Below are 22,739 nucleotides of genomic sequence, written 5' to 3'. Positions count from 1 at the left end.
GATCGACGTAGCAGTCGATGGACGGATAGCCAGGAGGTGCAGCATGTTAAAATTTTCGAATCTCAGCTACTCCAAACAAAGATTGGCGATTATTGTTGCCTTTTCATTTATTCCGCTAGCGCTGCTGATCACTTTTGCGTACTTGCCAGTGATCAATATGTTTAAGTACAGCTTTTCGGACTGGAACGGCTATAGTAAGCGTCTGGAATATGTGGGTTTTGAAAACTATATCAAAATCTTTACCGATCCCGAGTATTTCTCGGTGTTTAAGGTCAGTCTGTATTACTTTGTAGCCACGTTTGTACAGATGGGTCTAGCCCTTTATTTTGCAAGCATTCTCAGCTTTCAGACATGGTTTAAAAATTTCTTTAAAGGCGTTTTGTTTTTTCCTTCTCTGATGAACGGGGTGGCCATTGGTTTTATTTTTCTATTCTTTTTTAAGCCAGATGGCACGCTCGATACACTGCTTCAGGCAGTAGGGCTGGGTTCGTATGTCAAGCTGTGGCTGGGCAACCCGGAGATTATCAATATTTCACTGGCGGGCACGTCGATCTGGAGATACATGGGCTTTAACTTTATTGTATTTCTAGGTGCGATTTCTTCCATATCCAGTGATCTGTATGAAGCAGCCAATATCGATGGGGCCAACCGCTGGCATCAGTTCCGCTCAATTATTTTGCCGAGCATCAAGCGGATTTTGCAGTTGAACCTCATCTTGGCCATTAGCGGTGCGGTCAGTGCATTCGATATTCCGTATATTATGACCGGTGGCTCCAATGGTAGCGAAACATTCGTCATTCAAACGCTTGATGTGGCATTCAAATACAGCAAGGTCGGTTTGGCCTCGGCGATGGCGGTTATTCTGCTGCTGATCGTAATCGCTGTTACGCTGCTTCAACGGTTGCTAATTCGGGGAGAGGAGGACTAATCATGTATAAGCTGAAAAGAATACTGGCTAGCAGCATCAAGTATGCGGCGCTACTACTAGGTGCGTTCATTGCACTGCTACCGATTGTCGTAATTTTGTTTGCATCTTTGAAGACGAAGACTGAATATGCGGCAACCAGTCCTCTGACTCCCCCCGTGAACTGGCTGAATTGGGCTAACTATACCAAAGCCTTTATTAACGGAAATATGCTGACCGGATTTGTGAACACAGCTTTTATCCTGTTGATTTCGATCATCGGAGCCACGTTAACGGGTTCCATGATCGCGTATATTTTGAACCGTTTTAAATTTAAGGGCAAAAGTCTTATGCTAGGTGCGTTCCTGCTCGCGACCCTCATTCCGGGGGTAACGACACAGGTATCAACATTCCAGATTATTAACAAGCTGGAGCTGTTTAACACGCCTTGGGCGGCGATCTTGCTGTATTTGGGAACGGATATTATTGCGGTGTATATTTTTCTGCAATTTCTGGATTCCATTGCGGTGGCGCTGGATGAATCGGCCATGCTAGATGGGGCCTCCTATCTGACGATCTACTGGCGGATTATCTTGCCCCTGCTGAAGCCTGCCATTGTGACGGTGATCATTATCAAGGGCGTTAATATTTACAACGACTTTTACACCCCGTTCCTGTATATGCCCAAAACAAGCCTTCAGGTCATATCGACGGCGCTGTTCAAGTTTAAAGGCCCCTATGGATCACAATGGGAAGTCATTAGCGCGGGCATTATCATTGCCATTATTCCGACGTTGATTGCCTTTTTATCCTTACAAAAATATATCTATAACGGATTCGCTCAGGGTTCGGTGAAATAGAATAACGACGAAATAAAAAAAGATGAGATCAAGTATCTCGGTGAGAGGAGAATATACGTATGAATAAATTGAATGTGGATTTGGGAGTAAATAGCGTGCGAATCTTGGGAGACAGTCTGCCGGAAATGCCGTGGCAGGATAAGCCAGAGGGCAGTGAGGCTCCGGTATGGAGACATACTGAGAATCCGGTCATTGGGCGGAATCCGGTGCCGGGCATTGCCCGTATTTTCAACAGTGCAGTAGCTCCGTATGAGGGACGGTTTGTAGGGGTATTCCGGGCTGAAACAATTAACGGACGTCCGCATTTGCATCTTGGCTGGAGTGACGACGGGTTGGCTTGGGACATTGAGACAGAACGGTTGCATTTGGTTGATGAGGAAGGGAACGATTACCAACCTAATTATGCTTACGATCCGCGTCTGGTCCGCGTGGAGGATACGTATTATATCATCTGGTGTACAGATTTTTACGGTGCAGCGTTGGGGATAGCCAAAACAAAGGATTTTAAAAGTTTTGTACGATTGGAAAATCCATTCTTGCCGTTTAATCGTAATGGTGTGCTGTTGCCCCGTAAGCTAAACGGAAACTTTATGTTGCTATCCCGTCCGAGTGACAGTGGACATACACCGTTTGGCGACATTTTTCTGAGTGAAAGTCCTGACTTGGTCTACTGGGGCAAGCACCGTCATGTCATGAGTAAGGGCGGACAGGGCTGGTGGCAATCGGTAAAAATTGGCGGCGGACCGGCACCGATTGAGACGACCGAGGGCTGGCTGATGTTCTACCACGGGGTGACAGGCACGTGCAATGGGCTGGTATACAGCATGGGGGTAGCCGTTCTTGATCTGGATGATCCATCTAAGGTTAAATATCGTTCCTCCAACTTCGTGCTGACCCCGGAGGAATGGTATGAGGAGCGGGGCTTTGTGCCGAATGTGGTGTTCCCGTGTGCTACGCTGCATGACGCGGACACTGGAAGAATTGCAATTTATTATGGAGCCGCTGATACGTATGTAGGTATCGCATACACGACAGTATCCGACATTATGAAGTATGTCATCGCAACGGATGAAGTGGTCGGAGACGACCGTGAGTCGGGCCGGATGTAGCATGTAGGAGGGAACGTGAATGCCGGAGGATATGTCTTTACAGCAATTGCAGTCGTACATGGGGAGCAGCCCAAAGCCACCGGATTTTGACGCATACTGGGAACGGGCGCTACTGGAGCTGGAGCAGCAGCCACTGGAATATACACTGGAGCCTGCGGATTTTGTCTCTCCGCTGGTAGAGTGTTACCATCTATATTTTACCGGAGTGGGCGGAGCAAGGGTTCATGGGAAGCTGGCTCGTCCCAAGCACCTTACGGAACAAGGTCCAGCTTTGGCCATGTTTCATGGATATTCCTGCGACAGTGGTGATTGGTTCGACAAGGTAAGCTACGCGGCACACGGATTCACCGTGCTGGCTATGGATTGCCGGGGGCAAGGAGGGCTGTCCGAGGACAATTTGCAGGTTCAAGGAACGACGGTGCGCGGCCATATCATCCGAGGGATTGACGACCCGGACCCGGATCGGTTGTATTACCGCAATGTATTTTTGGATACGGTACAGGCGGTGCGCATTCTGATGTCTATGGAGCAGGTCGACCCTGAACGGATCGGTGCATTTGGCTGTTCCCAGGGAGGGGCCTTAACGGTTGCCTGCGCTGCATTGGAGCCGCGTGTCCGTGTGGCGGTCCCGGTATATCCGTTCCTGTCGGACTATAAAAGAGCTTGGGCGCTGGATGCTACTACATCTGCATATGAAGAACTGGTTTATTATTTTCGTTGGTTTGATCCGAACCATCTGCGCGAGGAGGAACTATTTCACCGACTAGGCTACATCGATATTCAACATTTGGCAGACCGTATTCGTAGTCGTGTGTTGTTTGTGACAGGGCTGTCGGATATCATTTGTCCACCCTCCACGCAGTTTGCGGTGTACAATAAAATCGTATCAGACAAGGAAATACTCCTGTATCACGAATACGGTCATGAGTATCTACCTTATCTGTCGGATCGTGCCATGAGTGAATTTTTGCGGCTGTAGGGGGTTGAACTTAGCCACAGGCTCCTTTATAGTAATAACTATAACCTTCGTGAATGCGTAATAAATGAATGCCCCATTTGTATAACCTCAATAATATGGTTTGAGGGTCTCTACCAGGAACCGATAAATCCTGATTACAAAAAGTGTACGTCTTGTACATTTCTTGTGGTCAGGATTTTTTTGCGTAATACGAGGGAATTTACATGACAGCAAAGGAGCTAATGTAATGAACTTCAAAGTAGTTATTTTAACGATTGCGACCTTTACGGTGGGGTTGGTGGAGCTGATTATCGGTGGCGTGCTGCCCCAAATTGCACAGGATTTGAATGTCTCCGTAAGTACGGCAGGACAGCTTATCATGATCTATGCGCTCGTGTACGCTATTGCTGGGCCAACTTTGTTGGCGTTGACCGCCAAAATCGAACGAAAACGACTGTACCTGTGGTCGATGTTTATCTTTATTCTGGGAAGTCTGCTGGCCTTCTGGAGTCCGAATTATGCAGTCTTGTTTGTATCCCGTATCATTACCGCTGCAAGCGGGTCGCTGATCGTGACATTGTCACTGACCATTGCAGTCAAAGTGGTGTCCAAGGCTTATCAGGCCCGTGTCCTCGGTGTCATCTCCATGGGGGTTAGCTCCTCCATCGTGCTTGGTATTCCAGCCGGGGTGCTGATTGGAAATGCGTTTGGCTGGCGGGTGCTTTTCCTGATTATTGCCTTGTTGACGGTCGTTGCTATGATCGTTATCAACTTGTTTATGGAACGGATTCCGACGGAACATGTTGTGCCTATGCGTGATCAATTGAAATCCTTAAAAAATGTTAAAGTCATCAGTGCTCATCTGGTGACCACGCTGACACTGGCGGGCCACTACACGCTATATGCGTATTTCACTCCGTTTTTAGAAAATATGATGGGTTTAAATGCTTCGTGGGTTAGTGTGGCCTATTTTGTCTTTGGGCTGGCGGCAGTGAGCGGTGGTTTTATTGGCGGTTCTTTGGCAGATAGGTTCGGGACAGCGAAAAGTATTCTAGTCGTCGTAGGCGTGTTTATCGCCGTGATGTTCCTGCTGCCACTCTCAATCCACTCGGTTTATGTATTTGCGCCATTATTGATCATCTGGGGCATACTGAGTTGGGCCTTGTCGCCCCCGATGCAAAGCTATCTTATTGAAAATGCGCCCGAATCGGGTAGTATTCAGCAAAGCTTTAATTTCTCCGCACTCCAGGTCGGGATCGCTCTGGGTTCTGCCCTGGGAGGCGTAGTAATTGAGAATAGTGAATCTGTTGCCACGAACGCTTGGGTGGGTGGGGCATTTGTGATTGTTGCTTTTGTCTGCGGCGTATTTTCGATTACCAGAGTCGGGACATCGCAGGCTGTCAGAGGGCACCACTCTGTTTCATAGTTCGCTGAACCATCGCCCTCTTTTATAATACGAGCAAACATGATATACTACACACAATTATGAAGAAGGAGGTGAGGTAGGTGAATCACGAGATGCTGAACAACCGTATTAGCCAGCTGCCGATTGCTATGGCTGGCATTGTTCATGCTTTTCCATACAACGGGAGAAGTCTGTCCAATTTTAATCATATGGTTGTAAACATCGCGAGAAGACGCCTACCTTAACTCGAACGGATTGCTGTATCTTCCGAAGAGTCGCGGGGTTGCTCCTGCGGCTCTTTTTGTGTTACCCGGGTAAGGGTCTTCCTAAATAAAGGAGAGCCTGAACATGTATATAGTTAACGGTCAACAATTGAAAAAATACCACGCTGCCAATCTGATTTTGGATGGTGCATCGTTTGAAATCCATATGGGAGAAAAGGTGGGACTCATCGGCCGCAACGGAAGCGGTAAAACCACCCTATTACGCCTGATCGCACGTTTGTCCCGCCCGGATGAAGGGCAGCTCGTCATCGCCAAGGATGCGAAAATCGGCTATTTACCGCAAATTCCGGCGGAGTTTGAGAGCTTCACCGTGTACGAAACGCTGGCTTACGCCTATCGTGAGCTGAAGGATTGCCGCAATCAGATGAGCACACTGGAACGGGAAATGTCAGATCCGATTGTGGTAGCGGATACGGGTCTTCTGGAGAAGCTGCTGCAATCGTATGCTTCCCTACAGGAACGGTTTGAGCGCAACGGCGGCTATGAAATGGATGCAAATATTGATCAGGTAGCGGATGGTCTGCGTATTCCCAAAGGAATGTATACGCGCAGCTTCGGCTCGCTGTCTGGTGGAGAGAAAACAAAAATAGCGCTGGCATCACAGCTCATCGGACGACCGGATTTGCTGCTGCTGGATGAGCCGACCAACCATCTGGATTTGAAAGGGCTGGAATGGCTGGAGCAATTTTTGCAGGGCTACACAGGCGCGTGTGTGGTTGTATCTCATGATCGTTATTTTCTGGATCGGGTTGCCGTTAAAATGATTGAGCTTGAGGATGGCGAGGCGTTTACGTATTATACGAACTACAGCGGTTACGTTAAGGAAAAGGAAGAACGATTGCTACTGCAATTTGAAGATTATAAGGAACAGCAAAAGCGAATCAAAAAGATGAAAGAGGCCATTCGGCGTTTTGAAGAGTGGGGTCGCAACGGCGATAACGAAAAGTTTTTCAAAAAAGCAGCCTCCATTCGTAAAGCACTGGAGCGTATGGAGCTGGTGAAACGACCTGTACTGGACCCACAGGGGGCAGAATTTCACTTAAAGCTGGAGGATCGTTCCGGTCGCCGAGTGCTACAGTTTGAAGATATTGTTAAAGCTTATGGAGAGCGTCAGATATTAAGCGGGGCAACGGGCAGCCTGGAATTCGGTGAAAAGGTAGCCTTGTTGGGCGATAACGGCGCAGGTAAAACGACGCTGCTCAAGCTGTTGCTTGGTCAGGAAAGCGTAGATGCAGGCACGGTCCAGTGGGGTACGCGCGTAGAGTACGGATATTTGGCGCAGCAAGAGAGAGAACGGAATAGCCGGGCGACTGTGCTTGCTTACTTCAAGGAAGAAGCAGGGGTGGAAGAAGGCGAGGCACGCGGATTGCTAGCGAAGTATTTATTTTACGGTGCCGATGTGTTTAAACCCGTGAGCATGCTGTCCGGTGGCGAATGGTCCCGCTTGCGGCTGGCGTTGCTGGTCATGAAAAAGCCAAATTTGTTGGTGCTGGATGAGCCGACGAACCACCTGGACATTGACTCACGCGAGGCGTTGGAGGAAGCGCTGGACACCTACACGGGAACGGTGCTGGCGATTTCGCATGACCGCTACTTTGTGAACAAGCTGGTAGGGCGCGTGTGGGAGCTGGAGGCTGGAAAACTGACCTTTTATCTAGGCAGCTTTGATGAGTACCGAGCGAAGAAGCGTGAGCTGGAGAACGCTCGTTTACAGAGCGACGAGGATACCGGGACACGCCCGACATCTGCAAGCAGAGCCGCATCGGGTGGCAGCTCAGGCTCGGGCACAGCTGCACATTCTAGCGCAGCGAGCAATGGCGCGGGGACGGCTGCGCGGGCAGGAGCGACCAGCGGAGCCGATGCGAGCCGTGCTCGCTCCGGGTCGGCTGGTCGCTTGGGGGCACCCGATGCCCGGGGTGGGGCACGCGGAGCGAAGGCCGCGAAGCCAACCCGCTCGCCCGCTGCATCCAGCGAGCGGTTGGAGCGGACCATCGCCGCCAAAGAAGCAGAATTGGCGGCGGCGGATGCCGAGCTGGAGATGCTCGGCACAAGCGGCGACACGATCCACATGGCGGAGCTGTGGGACGCGCGTGAGCAGCTGCAAGCCGAGCTGGACATGTTGCTCGGCGAGTGGGTTGAGCTGGAGTAGGTGACAGGCTGGTTGCTGAAGATAGGCAACGTATATTTTATAAAGGGATAGCCCTGAGGTAGCGCTGCTGAGGGGCTATTTTTATATGGTAAAGACTAATGAGAGCGTGGGAACGGAATAACCATACATTAAAATAAATTGGTGTTAATTATTTTTTGTTATGTATGTTTACATATAAAGTAATAGATTTACATTTTGAAACATGTGATATTGTTTTATTTGTAAGAAGGAAATAATCACTGTTAGATAAATTTTTATAATGTCAACTAAGATCATACATAAGATTTTCCGTATTGTCATATATGGAAATTACTTGAATAACGATCTGGTCAGGGTGTGGTTCTAAAACTTATTTGATCTGGACGTTCAAGTGAATGAAATTTAAGGCTCATTTGAGCTTCAAGACCGCGACCGAGCGAGTACTCGGTATGAAATGATTTCGTCCATCAAGAAAGGATCCATCTACAATAGGTATTTATAATCCCTTACTAGACTTGCTTGTTGCCAGGTTGTAAAGCGGACTTCGCTATATCTTACTCCCAAAGTCGTTTTCGTGTACTTTTAGGACACGCATCAAAGTTGGATCAAGGCCTTTTATGCATCTTGAATATTGAAGTATATCTTCCAATCTTGAATTCATAAAAAATTAGTTACCAAATAGGTTTTAAATAATACATAATTTAACTATATATAATTATGTATTAGTATATATATTTCTTTTTACTCGATACAAGGAGTTTTGATTAGTCATTTGCAGGATTTTTTTCGGCATAATGCCTGAATAAAGTGTCTAACCATATAAAGAAAATGTCATATGGGGATGCTTCAATAGGTGACGATCTGTTGAGATATCTTTCATATAAATTAGCTTCCTAGATTACACAAAATTATTGTATTTATTATTAAAGATGAATATCGAGAGGAGTTTGGGAAAAATGGAAAACAATATTTTTGATTTGGATGTACAAATTAACAAGTCTAAAGGTTCAGTAGAACCTCAAGTAACAAGTTTGGCGTGGCAATGCACCGGAATGTGCGGCGGAACAGCCAACACTTGTGCTGAAACAGCAGGTGTAAAATGTTTTTCTAATATTGGAGCATTGTGTTGAACAGTGTAACCATGGAATTTGAACTCGAATCCTAATCGAATTAGAGTGAAAAATGGAAGGAAGGGGTCTTTTTAGTCCCATCCTTCCCCTCAATTATGATAGATTTGGAAGGAGAAAAAGAATGCCTAATGTTGTTATGGAGGTTCAGCAAATCACTAAAGTGATTGGGAAGCGTCAAGTAACTCACGATTCTTCCTTTCAGCTTGACAAAGGAAAGATATATGGTTTTATTGGTCCAAATGGAGTAGGGAAAACGACGTTGATGCGCATGATGATAGGGTTGATGCATCCTACAAGCGGGCATGAATGCTAGAGAAGTAGAACATCTTTCCGCCAAACGGTAAATAGGTGATGTCCGTAACGAGCTTTTGCAGGGGCGCCTCTGCAAGGAATTGCCGCTTCAGCAGATTTTCTGCTGGATAAGCAGGCTGCAGGCTGCCCAGTGACCTTTCGTTTCTTCATTCTCACGCGGCACTGTAGCCCCTCACGCTGCATCATCCGCTGAACTCGTTTGTGATTCATTCTTTGCTCTGCCCGAAGGAGTGCGGTGATTTTCCGGTAACCATACCGAAACTTATGATGGATGCAAAGCTCCCGGATTTTCTCCACCGTAGCATCTGTGCGCTTTGTCTCCATAGTTGCTTTCCAGCGGTAGTAGGTCGCTCTTGCGATCCCGAGCCATGTACAAGCCTCAGACACCGTCACTTCGTCTCGAATGGATTCGATCCAGGCCACGGCGACTTCTGGTTCCACCTCCTTTCCAGTTCCTTGTACTTTTTTAGCAGGTCCAATTGCTGCTTCAGGAACCGATTCTCCTTTACTTTTTCAAGCTCCGAAGAGTGTTCCGGACCTTTTCTGTAGCTGTATTGTTTACCTACAGGCTGCTCCAGACGATGCACTTCGCCTTTTCGATACCACCTCATCCATGTTTCTAGCTGTGTCTTATTCCGTATTCCCAGTTGCTTCATAACCCCTCTTACCGGAACTCTTGCCAATCTCATTTCAATCGCTTTCATCTTTATTTCTAAGGGATAACTCACTCTCGTTGCCAACGTAAAAACACCTCCAAGGTTATCTCCATATCTTACGACATGGCTTGATTCTCTTGAAGGTGTCTTGATGTGTCTCACGTTATGGGATCAGTCCCCTTTTTTGTATGGTAAAGAGAATGAGAGAGTGGAAATAGAATAACCATATATTAAAATAAATTGGTATTAATGATTTTTTGTTATGTATGTTTACATATAAAGTAATAGATTTACATTTTGCAACATGTGATATTCTTTTATTTGTAAGGAAGATATAAATCATTGTTAGATGAAGTGTTTGTTATCAACAAAGATCATACATACGGTTGTCTACGTGATATATGGCAATATTTCGAGTAGGTGACGATCTGGTCGGGGTGTTGTTCATATAAAATCCTTCTCTTCTATTGCGAGAAGGAAGGCTTTGGCGGGGTAAACATGAACCTCGCTGAAGGCTGATGGTATATCTAAATGAAAGGGGGGAATGCAATGGCTGAAAACTTATTTGATCTGGACGTTCAAGTAAACAAATCTCAAGGTTCTGTAGAGCCTAAAATTTGGAGTATTTGGAATTGCTCTATCGGCTGTGGTGGCGGTAATACATCCCAAACTTGTGTTGAGACATGTTCACCTTGCTTCAGTAATTTAGGAACACTTTGTTAATAAATTTTAGTTGTTTTGCAACTTGCAAAACCTTTATATTGGATAACTATTTAATTTAGCAAAGGAGGAGGGACCTTGAAGTCCCTTCTTCTTCTTTGAGAAAACCTTTGGTTTCCTGGTTGTGAATATCAGAGGCATCCTTATATTTGGATTTAGTAATGGAGGGAAAGTGTAATGTCGGATGTCTTATTGAAAGTTGAAAAAGTATCCAAAAAAATGGGGAAACGGGCTTTATTAAGTGACATTTCCTTCGAGCTTGAAAAGGGGAAAATATATGGTTTCATTGGACCGAATGGAGCCGGGAAAACAACAATGATGCGGATCATGACGGGGTTAATGCATTCAACCAGTGGCTCTGTAAGAATAGCTTCATATGACGTACAGGCGGATCGGGAAAAGGCGCTCTCCAAAGTAGGCGCTATCATTGAGTCCCCGGTCTTTTTTGATTATATGACGGGTAAACAGGTGCTGCGTAATTTGTCTCGGTTGCATCCGAATATTAAATCTTCCGATCGGGAAAAGCATATAGAGGAATTGTTAGAAAGAGTAGGCCTGGATTTGCGTGGAGACGACAGGGTGAAAACTTATTCTTTGGGCATGAAGCAACGCTTGGGCATTGCCCAATCTATGCTGGGTAACCCGGAGCTACTGCTGCTCGATGAGCCTTCCAATGGTCTCGATCCTATGGGAATGAGGGAGTTGAGAGATATTATCCTTCGTTTGCGAAATTCAGAAAATTATGCATTTTTTATCTCCAGCCATCTGCTGGATGAGTTGCAGCAAATGTGTGACGAATTAATTGTGATTAAAGAAGGAACGCTAGTTTGGAAGGGACCCGCAGATCAATTGGTTGAGGAAGGTCAACGGCTAGAGGATGCTTTTATGGAGCTAATGGGATTATGAAGACACTCATTTACAGTGAGTTCGAGAGATTGTATAGCAGAAAATGGTTCTGGCTTCTGATTTTATGTACCCCTGTACTCGCTTATTCCACAGCCAGCTATTTTTTGTATCTCAAGACTTCGGTAGAAGTGTTGTCCAAAGTCTTTGTCATTATAGGCCTGCAAGAAAATTTGTTTTTAATATGCAATATTGCTGTAGCTGCATTAGTAGCGACTCTATATACGGAGCAATTTCGGGGTGGACAGTTGCGTCTAATCTTCATGCGGCGTTTTACTCGGGGACAGATTTTCTGGAGCAAGCTATTGGTTTTACAGGTTTCTGTTCTATTACTCTTACTTATATTGGGTCTGTCTCTTTGGGGTGTCGGAGTATGGCGATTTCCCTATTCTGAAGGCGAAACAAGGCAATATGGAGAGCTTATAATGTATGTATTTCAATATTATGCAAAGGCTTTTGTCTCACTTATGGCTATTGGCTGTCTGTATTCCTATATTGCCATGTGTAGCAAGAGTGTAACCCATGCAATTGGTATTTGTACGACCTATAATCTGTTCTCCTTGCTGTTCGATGGCTTATATCTTAAATTAGCATCTCTATTTTCTCATATTCCCTACATACATGATCTTATAGTCTTTTTATTTATTCCTTATATGCAGTATAGAGGATTGAAGACATCCTTATCCGGAAACCTGTCTGCAAATGGGGCGATTGCCACCGTTGTTATTTTATATCTAATCCTTTTTACATGGGGAGCATATCGTCGTTTTACCAAGGATGATTATTTGTATTAGGAGGATTTTTCTTATGCTAGGAATTTGGCGAAGTGAAATGGAACGAATATGGAATCGAAGATCTACTCTTTTATTATATACAATTTTTCTATTGATGGTTATTGCGAATATTGTCAGTCTTAAAATTAGTGGAACAATGAAATTCCGCTTTGGCGAAGGGATTGCCACTGTTAATAATCTGAACTTGCCGTGGCTTATGATGAGTGAAATTTCCCTATTTCTGATCCTGGCATTGTTGCCTATTTTGTATGTGGATCAGTTAAGCGGGGATATTCACTCCGGGGCGTATCGTTTATATGTACTGCGTCCATACCGTCGCTTTCAATTTTGGCTTGGGAAACTGTTCGCATTATCGGTCACGACGATCGTTTTTACGGGTACAGCCTTGCTCATAGGCATACTGGCTGGTTGGACTATTTTTCCCCGTAGCTTAACCTTTTTTAAATACGGCTCAGCAGAGGCTTCCACCTCATTAGATGCTATGTCATATACACTTGTGTTTTATTTGGTATTAACGTTGGTTTGCCTGGCAAAGCTCATGCTAAGTAGTGCAGTGTGTTTGTTCATATCCAGACCTTTATTCTCGTTTATTTCTATTTTATTTATATCTATGTTTATCTACCCATTTTACAAGCCACTTGTGATGTTAATAGATCCTTTCCAGCAAATTATGCTTGCTTTAAGAGTGGATGGTTCCACCAGATTCTGGATGTGTCTAATCGTGATTATATTGATTTGTTCGACTATTAGCTTTGTTCGTTGGCAAAAGAAAACAATTTAAACGTTTGGCTTAGAACGGAGGTTTAATGGGAATGGAAGAGCATCTTTATAAAACCCTGGATTTTTTTATGCTTCGTACTCCTGTGCTACCTATGGAAGAGTTCGGAAAATGCTTTCTAACCAATGTCGGAGAGACTGAAGGAATCAGACGAGTTGCAATAAATCGTCTTACGGAATTATCTCGTAATCCATTTATTCGTGAAGCGTTAGCTGCCTCCAGCCCTACTCTGCTTGAATCTTTAGTACATATCAGCGATCAGGACAATCCGCGCAAACAGGAACAAGTTATCAAATCCTTTATGCGTTATATCACTAGAATGGCTACACGACCTACGCCGTTCGGATTGTTATCTGGAGTCACTTACGGGAAATTCGGAGAGCAGTCTCAGCTCATTTTACAAGAGCCAGATATGTATCGAAAGCGTGCAAGACCGGACATGGAATGGCTAATGAAAGCCGTTGAAATGGTCACAAGCAGTAAGGAGGTTGTCCGCCAGCTGCGGGTTCAGCGTAATACATTAATTTATCGTCAGGGTAACCGGGCTAAAATCCCCTACACGACAAGATGCGGCAGTATAGTCGGTGGAGAAGATCAGAGTGTGTCCGTTCGTGCGACTCAGGTATTTGATTGTGTGATGGAAGCAAGTTCGACCCTCATACCTTATCAGGAACTGGTCAACCATCTACATAAGACATTTGAAAGAGCTGATATAGAGACAATTGACCGTTATGTATGGCAGCTATTTGAGCAAGAGTTTTTGATATCTGAGCTTATTCCTCCTACCACTACTACCGAACCGCTGGACCATATACGATCCGTCTTGAAATTAGTAACGGGTATTGATGAGTTAAAAGAGAATTTTAATAACATCGCGGATACTATTAATAAATATAATCGTCTCCCTATAGGCCAAGGGGAAGATTCGTTGGAGCATTTAAGACGAAAGATGGGCAAAATGTTCAGTGCAAAATCAAGCTTGCAAATCGACCTTTCCCTGGAGGATCGAGGAGTTGTTCTTCCCCAATGTATCCGTAAGGATGTTGAATGTGTTGCCGAATTACTAACTAAGCTTTCGTCGCGAGAGAATAGACCTTTGGATGAATTTTGTGTGGAATTTTTGGAGAAGTATGGTCCATATCGGGAGGTCCCTTTGCTGGAGCTTCTTGATGAGGATACAGGGATGGGTGCTCCGGCAGGCTACAAACATCCATTGAGTAACCGAACACGGCTTCAAAACATGTCACCGTCCCAGTCGAGATCACATCAGGAGAAGCTTTTATTTCAATGGTTCGTATCTTGCATCCATGAAGGAAAACATGAAGTGGTACTTACAGATGCCATGATAGACGCAATGTTAAAAGGGCAGAAATCAGGCAAATGGTTGGCAGCACCTTCTATGGAATTGTTTTTTCAGTTGGTCGCCCCTGATCAGCAGGCTGTAGATCGCGGTGAGTATATTTTACTTCTGGCACCTAATCAGGGGTCAGACGGGGCGGGAAAGACGTTCGGGAGATTTCTGGATTTGTTTGACGAGCCTTTTACTGATATGTTCTCCAGCATTCAATCGGAAGAGCAACGGTTACAGCCTGAAAAGCTGTTAGCCGGAATATCGTATTTACCCAGTTCGGGAAGATCGGCAAATGTAGTATTAACGAAGCATACTCGCCCCTATGAAATCGCAATAGGAACCAATCATACCCTGCCAAAGGAACAGCAGATACATGTTTCGGACCTTGCTGTTGGGGTACGTAATGATCATTTTTATTTGAAGTCGATAAGTCGCAATCGTGAGGTCATTGCTAGGGCTGGACATATGCTCAATGCTGAATTGACTCCTAACATACATCGTTTTCTTTTGGAGGTCAGTGAGGATGGTTATCGCCATTGGTCATCTATGGAGTGGGGATTCGCCACCCATGCCCCTTTTACCCCACGTCTAAGATATAAGCATGTCATTCTCAATCCGGCTACATGGAGAATGACATGGGATGCGGCAACTAGCCTATCCAAGGATATGATTGATTTGGAGAATTTAGTGTGTCAGTTCCAAAAAGAATGGAATCTACCACGTTATGTATATATGATTGAATTAGATAATCGAATTCTGTTGGATATGAATCATCCCTTGCATGTTGAACAGGTTTGTAGAGATCTTCAATCCAAAGGAAAAGTTACTTTAATCGAACACATAGGTGAAGTCGGAGAAACGCCAGTCTCTCGTCACAGTGGACGCTTGGCGGCTGAATTTGTATTTCCATGTATACGTAAACAGGCTGTAGCAACGAACCATTTTGAGGAGGAAGTTGCTGCGACACTAGATAGAAGGCATGAGGATACAAGTCGCCTTTCCTCAGAGGCAACCTGTACCTATCTTCCTGGTGGTCCTTGGTTCTATGCCAAATTATATGGTATGAACAGTCGCCAAGATGAGTTTATTGGTGGTTATTGGGATGAATTTGTGCGGAAGCATCAAGAGGACGGTAACATCCTTCAGGGGTACTTTATCCGATACGCTGATCCAGATAAACATATTCGTGTCCGGTTTAAGCTACCGGAGTTTCTGGAGGGAAACTTGTTTCTTCCCGTGTTTCATCAATGGACAGAGATGCTTTTAAATGAAGGCATGATATCCAGAGTTGTGATCGATACCTATGAGCCAGAAGTAGAGCGTTACGGTGGAAAGAAGCTCATGATGTGGGCAGAACGAATGTTTTCTTGTGACAGTGAAGTGACAGCCAAATTGGTACGTCTCATTAGATTCAACCAGACTTCTTTACAGAAGGACGTTATAGCTATTTTAAGCGTGATCAATCTTCTCTACCAGTTTGGTTACTATAAGGAAGATGCGTTTCAATTCTTAAATCGTCAATTTGATCTCAAAGACTATTTGAAAGACTTTCGCAAGGAACGGAAGTTCTTTTTACAATGGATGGCATCAGATCAGGAAATGACAGCTTCGACTGCATCCAGTCGCGAATCCATAGAAAATATTTTTTATGCAAGAAAAGAAGCAGTAGAGCAATATAATTATATACTCCATGAGCAGGAACGGGAGGGGGGAGCTACCAATACAAGAGAGGATATTATATACAGTGTGATCCATATGCATTTGAACCGATTAATTGGAATTGACAGGGATCGGGAGCGCAAAATAATGATCATGGCCAGACATGCTATGAACAGCCTGGTTCAATATCGGGGGAATCGCTAATGAGTAGCGTACAAAAAAGTACAGATCGGAGGACTTCTTCCATATGGAAGTCTGTACGTCAAGGGCTTAAGCTTTTTGCCTTAGTATTTAACATGAATAAGGTCTATATGCTTTCTAGCATTTTTTTGCATATCATTCAAGGTGTGATGCCCGTACTTACTTTGGTTATCATGCAAAATTTACTTAATAGTATTGTTTCTTCTAGTCCTCATGATATCTCTATAATTATGCTACAATTTGGTCTCTTTATATTTATTCACGTTTTAAAAAGTCTAGTTACGATGAGTCAGAGTTATGTAGAGGGCGTCCTTGAATCTGTGCTGTCCAAGTCATTAAATATCATGATTGGAGAAAAATCAGGCTACTTGGGACTGGCGGATTATGAAAATTCTCAAATCAACGACCAGCTAAAGCGGGCTTCCCAAGAAGCTTCCTATCGACCTTACCAATTATATACACAAATGGCTGGTATTTTATCTAGTCTAGTTACCATGCTGTCTTCGGCAGTTTTACTTTTCTTATGGAAATGGTGGGTTGTGGTTATTCTATTTGTGATTTCACTGGTGTCGGTTTACTCGATTTTTAAGTTAAACAAAGAACAGTTTGAAATCTATATGAATCGTACCCCGTTATATCGACAGTCATGGTATATGACCTATTTGCTTACAAATGATCGTGCGGTCAAAGAAGTGAAGATTTTTAATTTGGGTCCTTATTTACTAAAAAGATATGAGAATTTACTGCAAAGATTTTTTGTAGAAGACAGGCGTATATTGGGCAAAAGAGTTAGAATTACTTTCCTGTACAGTTTGCTTGAACTTTCTGTTCTGTTATGGATAGTGTGGATGGCAATCCAGGAAACCTTTGTGAAAAAAATATTAATAGGGAACTTATATGGCTATATTCAAGCGATTATGCTAACCCAAAGTCAAATGCAGGCACTAATCCAAGGTATTGTTCAATTTTCACAAAATAATTTGTATATGGAGCAGTTATTTGTATTTCTACAGTTGCCTACATCGGACCCCATTCGGCGTCAAAAGGAACAGGCACTTCTGGATCACCCAAAGAGCAGCACCGGATTTTGTATTGAACAAATTTCAATTGAAGGGGTTTCCTTTACGTACCCGGGTCAATCGAAGGCTTCTATTCAGGACATGCATTTAACAATGACTAAAGGACAAACGATAGCCATTGTAGGGAAAAATGGATCAGGAAAATCGACGCTTATGAAAATCCTGATGCAGCTTTATTCTGATTATAGTGGCGTCATTAAAATTAACGACCGTCCCGTTCAGGATTATGATCTGCAGCAGGTTCAAGACAAAATTGGAGCCGTGTTTCAAGATTTCATGCATTATGAAATGTCAGCACGTCATAACATTGGGTTTGGATCATTAGGGCTTATGGAGCAGGATGAGGAGCTCATCCATGCAGCCCAGTGCGCAGCTATAGACCATATTATAGCCAAACTTCCACAAGGTTTGGACACACAGCTTGGTAAATGGTTTGAGGATGGCTACCAACTCTCAGGAGGCCAATGGCAGCGAATAGCAATCGCACGGGCTTTCCTGCGTAAAGCAGATGTGTATATTTTGGATGAGCCAAGTTCCTTCTTAGATCCTGTGGCAGAACAGGATTTGTTGGTATTATTTTTGGAGTTGATGAAGGATAGCATTGGTATTTTTATTACTCATCGGATTTCATCAGCACGTCTGGCACATAAAATTGTGGTAATGGACAATGGTTTAATTGTGGAGCAGGGAACACATAAGGAGCTGATGTTACTCAATGGGCTATACGCAGAGATGTACAACATTCAGGCCAGCTCATTCGATGAAGAAGCTTCCTTAATTGAAAGCGGAGGGAGGGTGCTAGGATGACGACGACTTCATATATTTGTGATAAATGGATACCCATTAATTTGGATATGAAGGATAAAGTAACTGTAATCTTACAAGAGATTTCCAATCGTTACAAAGACCCCGATCAAGTGCGTATGTATATGAAAAAAACGCCCCCGATAGAGGCTGATGGGATGAAGATGGACCGTTGGTCAGATGGAAGTTTGGGAAGTGGGTTCACGGGCATCTGTTTGTTAATGGGTCAGTTGGATCGACTATACCCTGAGGATGGTTGGGATATTGTAGGACACCAATATTTAGAGCGAATTCGTATGATCGTGGAGCAAAAGGGTGTCCATGACTTATCCCTGTATAGTGGATTATCAGGTATTTTGCTGGCTATTTACTCTTTATCCAGGAAGGGCACACGTTATCAAGGAATGCTTGATTCCCTTGCCTCCTGGTTCGAAGAGGCTGCTTTACATAGCTTGGCCCTATGTCGGGAGGAATGGGGAAGAGGACAATTACAAATGAGCCAGTATGACGCCATATCAGGCTTTACAGGGATCGGACGCATCGCCATGTTATTTTCTGACCGCCCGACTATGCATACCATATGGAACCAGACGATTGAATTGTTTCAGATAATGTGCAGCGACCGTACTTGGAATGGACATCCTGTACCTGGATGGTATATTACCACGGAGAATCAATTTCAAGAGAATGAAAAGAAACAATATCCGCAGGGAAATTTTAATTTAGGGCTTTCGCATGGTATCGCGGGTCCATTAGCTTTTCTGAGCCTGTCTGCTCTTAATGGAGCCGACTCCCTCCCTTTAGTGGGCGATATCAACAGACTGTCACAATTTATACATCATTGGCGTGTTCAGGATACTGAGGGCGTGATTTGGCCTGGGCGTGTTTCCCTTGAGGAATGGGTGGATAACCGTCTGCAGCCTGAAAGCACGCAGTATTATCGTGATTCCTGGTGTTATGGCGTACCAGGCATTGCACGTTCGATCTGGCTGGCGGGACAAGCTCTTCAAAATAAAGATTGGATCGAAACGGGACTACGTGCATACTTGGATATAGAAAAAAGGCTCTATCGTAAAGGAGGACTATCTTCTGCGACATTGTGTCATGGTATTGGGGGATTGTTGCATCTGATCCAGCGTATGTATTCAGATACGGGCCATGAGCAGTTAGGTATGATGCGAGACAGGCTACTAGAAGAAGTGCTGGATATGTTCGATACTAATTCGGCGTTTGGCTTTTATGATCATAGCCTATTGGATGGGAGGCTAGCAGAAGTAGATGAGGCTGGCTTTCTGAATGGAAGTGCTGGAGTTGCCTTGGTGTTGGCTTCATTGATAGGAAATGAAAATCCGGATTGGGACGCTGCTCTTCTAATTCGCTAAGATATGTCATGTTATTCCCTAACCTGAACATAATAAAAGTAAGAAAAGATCCAATCGACCGTTTGAAGGCCGGTTGGATCTTTTTTAACATACTAATTCCTCCTGAGACTCAAGGTATTTTCATTAGCATCCTTCAAGTTGGTTCCACTTACATGGAATCCCAAGGCAGTATTGTTGTACTCCCATTCAATAACCCAATACCTGAACAAAACAGAAAAACAACAGCGAAGATGAGTACCCTTTTACTATATAACCGCCAAACACGGTGTATCGTTTCTTTTCCATAAGGGACGGGTATTAATTGTCTAGTCCCGCATAGATTGACATAGGGGAAAAGGAGGTATGAGCATGTGGAATGGGGTCAAAAAGCTGTCTACACTAGCGGCGATTCTGCTACTAGCGATCATTGTAAGCGCATGCAACAAGGGCGATGATTCAGGTAAGGTGAAAATTGAATTCTTTCAAAACAAGCCGGAGGCCAAGGGTTCTTTTGATAAGCTAATCTCTCAATTCAATCAGGAACATCCCGGTATTGAAGTGACGCAGGTCAACCCGCCAGAGGCAGAGACCGTGTTATTGACCCGGGTTGTCAAAAACGATGTACCTGACATTGTAGGGCTTGGGGCCACCGACACCTACTCCATTTTGGCACAAAGCGGTATTTTTACGGATCTGGCGAATACAGAATTGCCACGTACGATTGATCCGATTTACCTCAAAATGCTTAAGGATGTAACCGGGGTCGATCCCGTGTATGGAATTCCTTATGCTGCGAATGCGAATGGTGTGATGTATAACAAAACGCTTTTTAAGGAAATGGGATTACAGGTGCCCAAAACGTGGGATGAGCTGATTGCAACGGCGCAAAAGATCAAGGCTGCTGGCAAAATTCCTTTCTATTTTACATATAAAGATGATTGGCAAACAAACCTCCCCTTTAATGCGCTGGGCCCGAATCTGGTGGGCATTGATTTTTTCCTGCAACGGCGTGAAAATCAGGTCACTTTTCAGGACAAGTACCGCGAGGTTGCGGAAAAGCAGCTGGAGCTACTGAAATACGGACATGGTGATAATTTTGGCAAAAACTATGCCGACGGTAATCGTGCTTTCGCTAACGGGCAGGGATTGATGTACATTCAGGGCTCGTGGGCCATATCTGAAATTCGCAAAGCCAACCCGAAAGTGGAGCTTGGGTTTTTCCCATTACCGACAGGGAATGACGAAAAGGCGGTCAAGCTGGTGTCCGGTATAGATACACTATTAGCCGTATCGGAGAGCACTCCGCATAAAAAGGAAGCCGAGGAGTTCATTGCCTTCTTATTGAAGCCGGAGAATAGCAAGCAGTACATTACAGAGCAAACGCTGTTTTCGGCGGTGAAGGGAGTTACGCAGGATGATCCGAGTGTGGCGGAGCTGTTGCCGTATTTTAAATCGGGCCGAGTCGTTGATTTTGCCGATCACTATATTCCCAAAGCGGTCCAATTGAATTCTATTGTGCAGGCCTTCCTGCAAAACAGAGACATCGACGCTTATCTGGCCAAGCTCGACCGTGAATGGGATAAGGTAGCTAACCGCCGATAGGAGAGGAGGAGGAGACATGAATAAGCGACTAACGACTTTTTACTGGATGACGGTGCCAGCGGTGCTATTGTTTTTTATATTTTTGACCTTGCCTGCCTTGCAGGGCTTTTATTATTCGCTTACGAACTGGAACGGCTTTGGTCATCAGTATCACTTTGTCGGGTTTAAGAACTATATTAATTTGTTTCAGGACGACAATGTGGGGAACGCATACTGGTTTACTTTCAAATTTGCGATTGTGGTTACCATTGCGACTAATATCCTTAGTTTGCTGATTGCGCTAGGGCTGAATGCTAAAATACGGTTTCGTAACTTTTTCCGGGGTATTTATTTTTTGCCTAATATTTTGAGCGTGTTGATCGTGGGTTACATATTCAATTACTTGTTCTCGAACGTGTTTACGATTTGGGGGCAGAATTTAGGTATTACCTCATTGTCGACGAACATTTTGGGCAGTGAACAACTGGCTTGGGTAGGAGTTGTCATCGTAGCTGTATGGCAGGGAATTGCCTTTAATACGATTCTCTATCTGGCCGGGCTGCAAACCATTCCGACAAGTCTGTATGAGGCGTCCAACCTGGACGGTGCGGGTAAATGGCGCGAATTTTGGAGCATTACCTTTCCGCTAATTGCACCGTTTTTTACGATCAATATGGTATTGGCGATGAAAAATTCTCTGATGGTGTTCGATCAGATCGTGGCTTTGACGAATGGTGGGCCGGGACGGGCCACCCAGTCGATTTCCCACCTGATATACACCGGGGGATTTAGAGGCGGAGAATTTGCTTATCAGTCGGCTAACTCTGTTATTTACTTTATTGTGATCGCGATCATTTCCATCTTACAGCTGCGATTCCTCCAGAGAAGGGAGATGGATAACTGATGAAAACAAGCAGACTTACCAACTGGCCTGTGCTGCTTCTGGTAGCGTTGGGGACAATATTTATCCTGTTTCCCCTCTATATGACGGTGACGATCGCACTTAAAAATCCCGAGCAGATGGCGCATTCCGCCTTTGCCTTTCCGACCGAGCTGCATTGGGAGAATTTTAGTCGTGCAGTAGAAATGACCAACTTCTTCAGCGCTTTTCAAAACAGTGTGATGGTCACGACATCGACGGTCATACTCACTTTGCTAACCAATTCGATGGTCGCTTATGCGATTGCCCGTAATATGCAGCGACGATTTTTTAAGGGATTATATTTTTATTTTGTGAGCGCCATGTTTATACCGTTCCCGATCATCATGCTGCCGATTGTAAAACTGGCCTCGGGCCTTCATATGACTAATTTGTTGGGTCTCATTATGCTGCATACGGTGTATGGTTTGGCGTTTAATGTCTTCGTATATGTGGGTTATATTCGCTCCATTCCGGTGGCATTGGAAGAGGCAGCCACGGTAGATGGTGCGACGACATGGGGGACATTTTGGCGCATTATATTCCCGCTGATGGCACCGATTAGTGCTACGGTGGGAATTCTCACTTGTCTGTCCACCTATAACGACTTCCTGCTGCCGCTCATTATTATCAGCGATGCGGAGCAGTATACACTGCCGCTCGTTCAGTATGTGTTCCAGGGGCAGTTCAATACCGACTTTAATTTGGCCTTTGCCTCGTATCTAATGGCCTTGCTGCCGATGATTATTGTCTATTTGATTGCACAAAAATGGATTATCAATGGCGTTACGCAAGGTTCAGTGAAGTAAGGTAGGGGTACAACAGCTTCAGGCAGACTGTGCT

21 protein-coding genes and 1 riboswitch are annotated in these 22,739 nt (G+C 44.6%); of the genes, 19 read left to right on the top strand and 2 right to left on the bottom strand.

All coding sequences use genetic code 11. The annotated features are described in order from the left end of the window. Positions 1-43: 43 nt before the first annotated feature. From MKY75_RS23825 to MKY75_RS23785, 9 genes are all read left to right on the top strand, one after another. Positions 44-928 (top strand): carbohydrate ABC transporter permease, encoded by an 885-nt coding sequence (locus tag MKY75_RS23825; RefSeq protein ID WP_340886753.1) that lies wholly within the window; start codon positions 44-46, stop codon positions 926-928. A 2-nt stretch (positions 929-930) separates the two neighbouring features. Continuing rightward, on the top strand, positions 931-1,764 hold the full coding sequence (locus tag MKY75_RS23820) for a carbohydrate ABC transporter permease (protein ID WP_023990883.1): 834 nt from the start codon (positions 931-933) through the stop codon (positions 1,762-1,764). A gap of 59 nt (positions 1,765-1,823) precedes the next feature. After that, the gene (locus MKY75_RS23815; RefSeq protein WP_318627715.1) at positions 1,824-2,873 is read left to right on the top strand and encodes a glycoside hydrolase family 130 protein; all 1,050 of its coding nucleotides are present in this window, start codon (positions 1,824-1,826) and stop codon (positions 2,871-2,873) included. Between the two features lie 19 nt (positions 2,874-2,892). After that, on the top strand, positions 2,893-3,852 hold the full coding sequence (locus MKY75_RS23810; protein ID WP_340886750.1) for an acetylxylan esterase: 960 nt from the start codon (positions 2,893-2,895) through the stop codon (positions 3,850-3,852). 57 nt (positions 3,853-3,909) lie between these two features. After that, positions 3,910-4,009: riboswitch (purine riboswitch) on the top strand. Positions 4,010-4,078: 69 nt separating this feature from the next. Further along, positions 4,079-5,257 (top strand): MFS transporter, encoded by a 1,179-nt coding sequence (locus MKY75_RS23805; RefSeq protein ID WP_209947677.1) that lies wholly within the window; start codon positions 4,079-4,081, stop codon positions 5,255-5,257. Positions 5,258-5,337: 80 nt separating this feature from the next. Beyond that, positions 5,338-5,481 (top strand): RAxF-45 family protein, encoded by a 144-nt coding sequence (locus MKY75_RS23800; protein WP_165145821.1) that lies wholly within the window; start codon positions 5,338-5,340, stop codon positions 5,479-5,481. Positions 5,482-5,584: 103 nt separating this feature from the next. Next, a complete protein-coding gene (abc-f, locus tag MKY75_RS23795; RefSeq protein ID WP_340886748.1) occupies positions 5,585-7,669 on the top strand; it encodes a ribosomal protection-like ABC-F family protein in 2,085 nt (694 codons plus the stop codon). A 935-nt stretch (positions 7,670-8,604) separates the two neighbouring features. Next, complete coding sequence (locus tag MKY75_RS23790; RefSeq protein ID WP_155271705.1) at positions 8,605-8,778, top strand: FDLD family class I lanthipeptide; 174 nt, start codon at positions 8,605-8,607, stop codon at positions 8,776-8,778. A 121-nt stretch (positions 8,779-8,899) separates the two neighbouring features. Next, positions 8,900-9,091 (top strand): ATP-binding cassette domain-containing protein, encoded by a 192-nt coding sequence (locus MKY75_RS23785; RefSeq protein WP_165145843.1) that lies wholly within the window; start codon positions 8,900-8,902, stop codon positions 9,089-9,091. Here MKY75_RS23785 and MKY75_RS23780 read toward each other — a convergent pair. Together MKY75_RS23780 and MKY75_RS23775 are read right to left on the bottom strand one after the other, a co-directional pair. After that, positions 9,088-9,513: an IS3 family transposase gene (locus MKY75_RS23780; RefSeq protein ID WP_203055935.1), complete on the bottom strand. Its 426-nt coding sequence runs from the start codon at positions 9,511-9,513 to the stop codon at positions 9,088-9,090. The two genes, MKY75_RS23785 and MKY75_RS23780, sit on opposite strands and share 4 nt — an antisense overlap. Then, positions 9,480-9,830, bottom strand: coding sequence for a hypothetical protein (locus tag MKY75_RS23775; protein ID WP_165145865.1), 351 nt, complete (start codon positions 9,828-9,830; stop codon positions 9,480-9,482). The genes MKY75_RS23780 and MKY75_RS23775 overlap by 34 nt, the downstream gene beginning before the upstream one ends. A 465-nt stretch (positions 9,831-10,295) precedes the next feature. Between MKY75_RS23775 and MKY75_RS23770 the strand changes: the two genes are divergently transcribed. The 10 genes from MKY75_RS23770 to MKY75_RS23725 all read left to right on the top strand — a co-directional run bounded on the left by MKY75_RS23770 (position 10,296) and on the right by MKY75_RS23725 (position 22,705). Beyond that, the gene (locus tag MKY75_RS23770; protein WP_194362209.1) at positions 10,296-10,469 is read left to right on the top strand and encodes an FDLD family class I lanthipeptide; all 174 of its coding nucleotides are present in this window, start codon (positions 10,296-10,298) and stop codon (positions 10,467-10,469) included. 174 nt (positions 10,470-10,643) lie between these two features. After that, positions 10,644-11,372, top strand: coding sequence for an ABC transporter ATP-binding protein (locus MKY75_RS23765; RefSeq protein WP_029518680.1), 729 nt, complete (start codon positions 10,644-10,646; stop codon positions 11,370-11,372). Beyond that, positions 11,369-12,163 (top strand): ABC transporter permease, encoded by a 795-nt coding sequence (locus MKY75_RS23760; RefSeq protein WP_029518679.1) that lies wholly within the window; start codon positions 11,369-11,371, stop codon positions 12,161-12,163. Before MKY75_RS23765 ends, MKY75_RS23760 begins: the two co-directional genes overlap by 4 nt. Positions 12,164-12,176: 13 nt before the next feature. Continuing rightward, positions 12,177-12,944, top strand: a complete 768-nt coding sequence (locus MKY75_RS23755) for an ABC transporter permease (protein ID WP_165145868.1) — start codon at positions 12,177-12,179, stop codon at positions 12,942-12,944. Positions 12,945-13,011: 67 nt separating this feature from the next. Further along, positions 13,012-16,155, top strand: a complete 3,144-nt coding sequence (locus tag MKY75_RS23750; protein ID WP_340886747.1) for a lantibiotic dehydratase — start codon at positions 13,012-13,014, stop codon at positions 16,153-16,155. A gap of 281 nt (positions 16,156-16,436) precedes the next feature. Beyond that, the gene (locus MKY75_RS23745; RefSeq protein ID WP_340886744.1) at positions 16,437-18,038 is read left to right on the top strand and encodes an ABC transporter ATP-binding protein; all 1,602 of its coding nucleotides are present in this window, start codon (positions 16,437-16,439) and stop codon (positions 18,036-18,038) included. Beyond that, entirely contained in the window at positions 18,035-19,417 is a 1,383-nt protein-coding gene (locus MKY75_RS23740; RefSeq protein ID WP_039271784.1) for a lanthionine synthetase C family protein, read from the top strand. Before MKY75_RS23745 ends, MKY75_RS23740 begins: the two co-directional genes overlap by 4 nt. Positions 19,418-19,765: 348 nt before the next feature. Beyond that, on the top strand, positions 19,766-20,998 hold the full coding sequence (locus tag MKY75_RS23735) for an ABC transporter substrate-binding protein (RefSeq protein ID WP_165146388.1): 1,233 nt from the start codon (positions 19,766-19,768) through the stop codon (positions 20,996-20,998). 16 nt (positions 20,999-21,014) lie between these two features. Further along, complete coding sequence (locus tag MKY75_RS23730) at positions 21,015-21,881, top strand: carbohydrate ABC transporter permease (protein WP_165145877.1); 867 nt, start codon at positions 21,015-21,017, stop codon at positions 21,879-21,881. Then, complete coding sequence (locus MKY75_RS23725) at positions 21,881-22,705, top strand: carbohydrate ABC transporter permease (RefSeq protein ID WP_165145880.1); 825 nt, start codon at positions 21,881-21,883, stop codon at positions 22,703-22,705. Before MKY75_RS23730 ends, MKY75_RS23725 begins: the two co-directional genes overlap by 1 nt. Positions 22,706-22,739 lie beyond the last annotated feature (34 nt).

Source organism: Paenibacillus sp. FSL L8-0663 (assembly GCF_038008125.1).
Classification (GTDB): Bacteria; Bacillota; Bacilli; order Paenibacillales; family Paenibacillaceae; genus Paenibacillus; species Paenibacillus polymyxa_D.
This window is presented reverse-complemented; position numbering and strand designations above follow the sequence as displayed.

Bases quoted from the DNA above. Each gene is read 5' to 3' on its own strand.
- MKY75_RS23765 (WP_029518680.1), top strand. From the start codon at position 10,644: ATGTCGGATGTCTTATTGAAAGTTGAAAAAGTATCCAAAAAAATGGGG.
- MKY75_RS23805 (WP_209947677.1), top strand. From the start codon at position 4,079: ATGAACTTCAAAGTAGTTATTTTAACGATTGCGACCTTTACGGTGGGG.
- abc-f (WP_340886748.1), top strand. From the start codon at position 5,585: ATGTATATAGTTAACGGTCAACAATTGAAAAAATACCACGCTGCCAAT.
- MKY75_RS23740 (WP_039271784.1), top strand. From the start codon at position 18,035: ATGACGACGACTTCATATATTTGTGATAAATGGATACCCATTAATTTG.
- MKY75_RS23725 (WP_165145880.1), top strand. From the start codon at position 21,881: ATGAAAACAAGCAGACTTACCAACTGGCCTGTGCTGCTTCTGGTAGCG.
- MKY75_RS23760 (WP_029518679.1), top strand. From the start codon at position 11,369: ATGAAGACACTCATTTACAGTGAGTTCGAGAGATTGTATAGCAGAAAA.
- MKY75_RS23810 (WP_340886750.1), top strand. From the start codon at position 2,893: ATGCCGGAGGATATGTCTTTACAGCAATTGCAGTCGTACATGGGGAGC.
- MKY75_RS23815 (WP_318627715.1), top strand. From the start codon at position 1,824: ATGAATAAATTGAATGTGGATTTGGGAGTAAATAGCGTGCGAATCTTG.
- MKY75_RS23730 (WP_165145877.1), top strand. From the start codon at position 21,015: ATGAATAAGCGACTAACGACTTTTTACTGGATGACGGTGCCAGCGGTG.
- MKY75_RS23820 (WP_023990883.1), top strand. From the start codon at position 931: ATGTATAAGCTGAAAAGAATACTGGCTAGCAGCATCAAGTATGCGGCG.
- MKY75_RS23770 (WP_194362209.1), top strand. From the start codon at position 10,296: ATGGCTGAAAACTTATTTGATCTGGACGTTCAAGTAAACAAATCTCAA.
- MKY75_RS23785 (WP_165145843.1), top strand. From the start codon at position 8,900: ATGCCTAATGTTGTTATGGAGGTTCAGCAAATCACTAAAGTGATTGGG.
- MKY75_RS23750 (WP_340886747.1), top strand. From the start codon at position 13,012: ATGCTTCGTACTCCTGTGCTACCTATGGAAGAGTTCGGAAAATGCTTT.
- MKY75_RS23790 (WP_155271705.1), top strand. From the start codon at position 8,605: ATGGAAAACAATATTTTTGATTTGGATGTACAAATTAACAAGTCTAAA.
- MKY75_RS23825 (WP_340886753.1), top strand. From the start codon at position 44: ATGTTAAAATTTTCGAATCTCAGCTACTCCAAACAAAGATTGGCGATT.
- MKY75_RS23755 (WP_165145868.1), top strand. From the start codon at position 12,177: ATGCTAGGAATTTGGCGAAGTGAAATGGAACGAATATGGAATCGAAGA.
- MKY75_RS23735 (WP_165146388.1), top strand. From the start codon at position 19,766: ATGTGGAATGGGGTCAAAAAGCTGTCTACACTAGCGGCGATTCTGCTA.
- MKY75_RS23745 (WP_340886744.1), top strand. From the start codon at position 16,437: ATGAGTCAGAGTTATGTAGAGGGCGTCCTTGAATCTGTGCTGTCCAAG.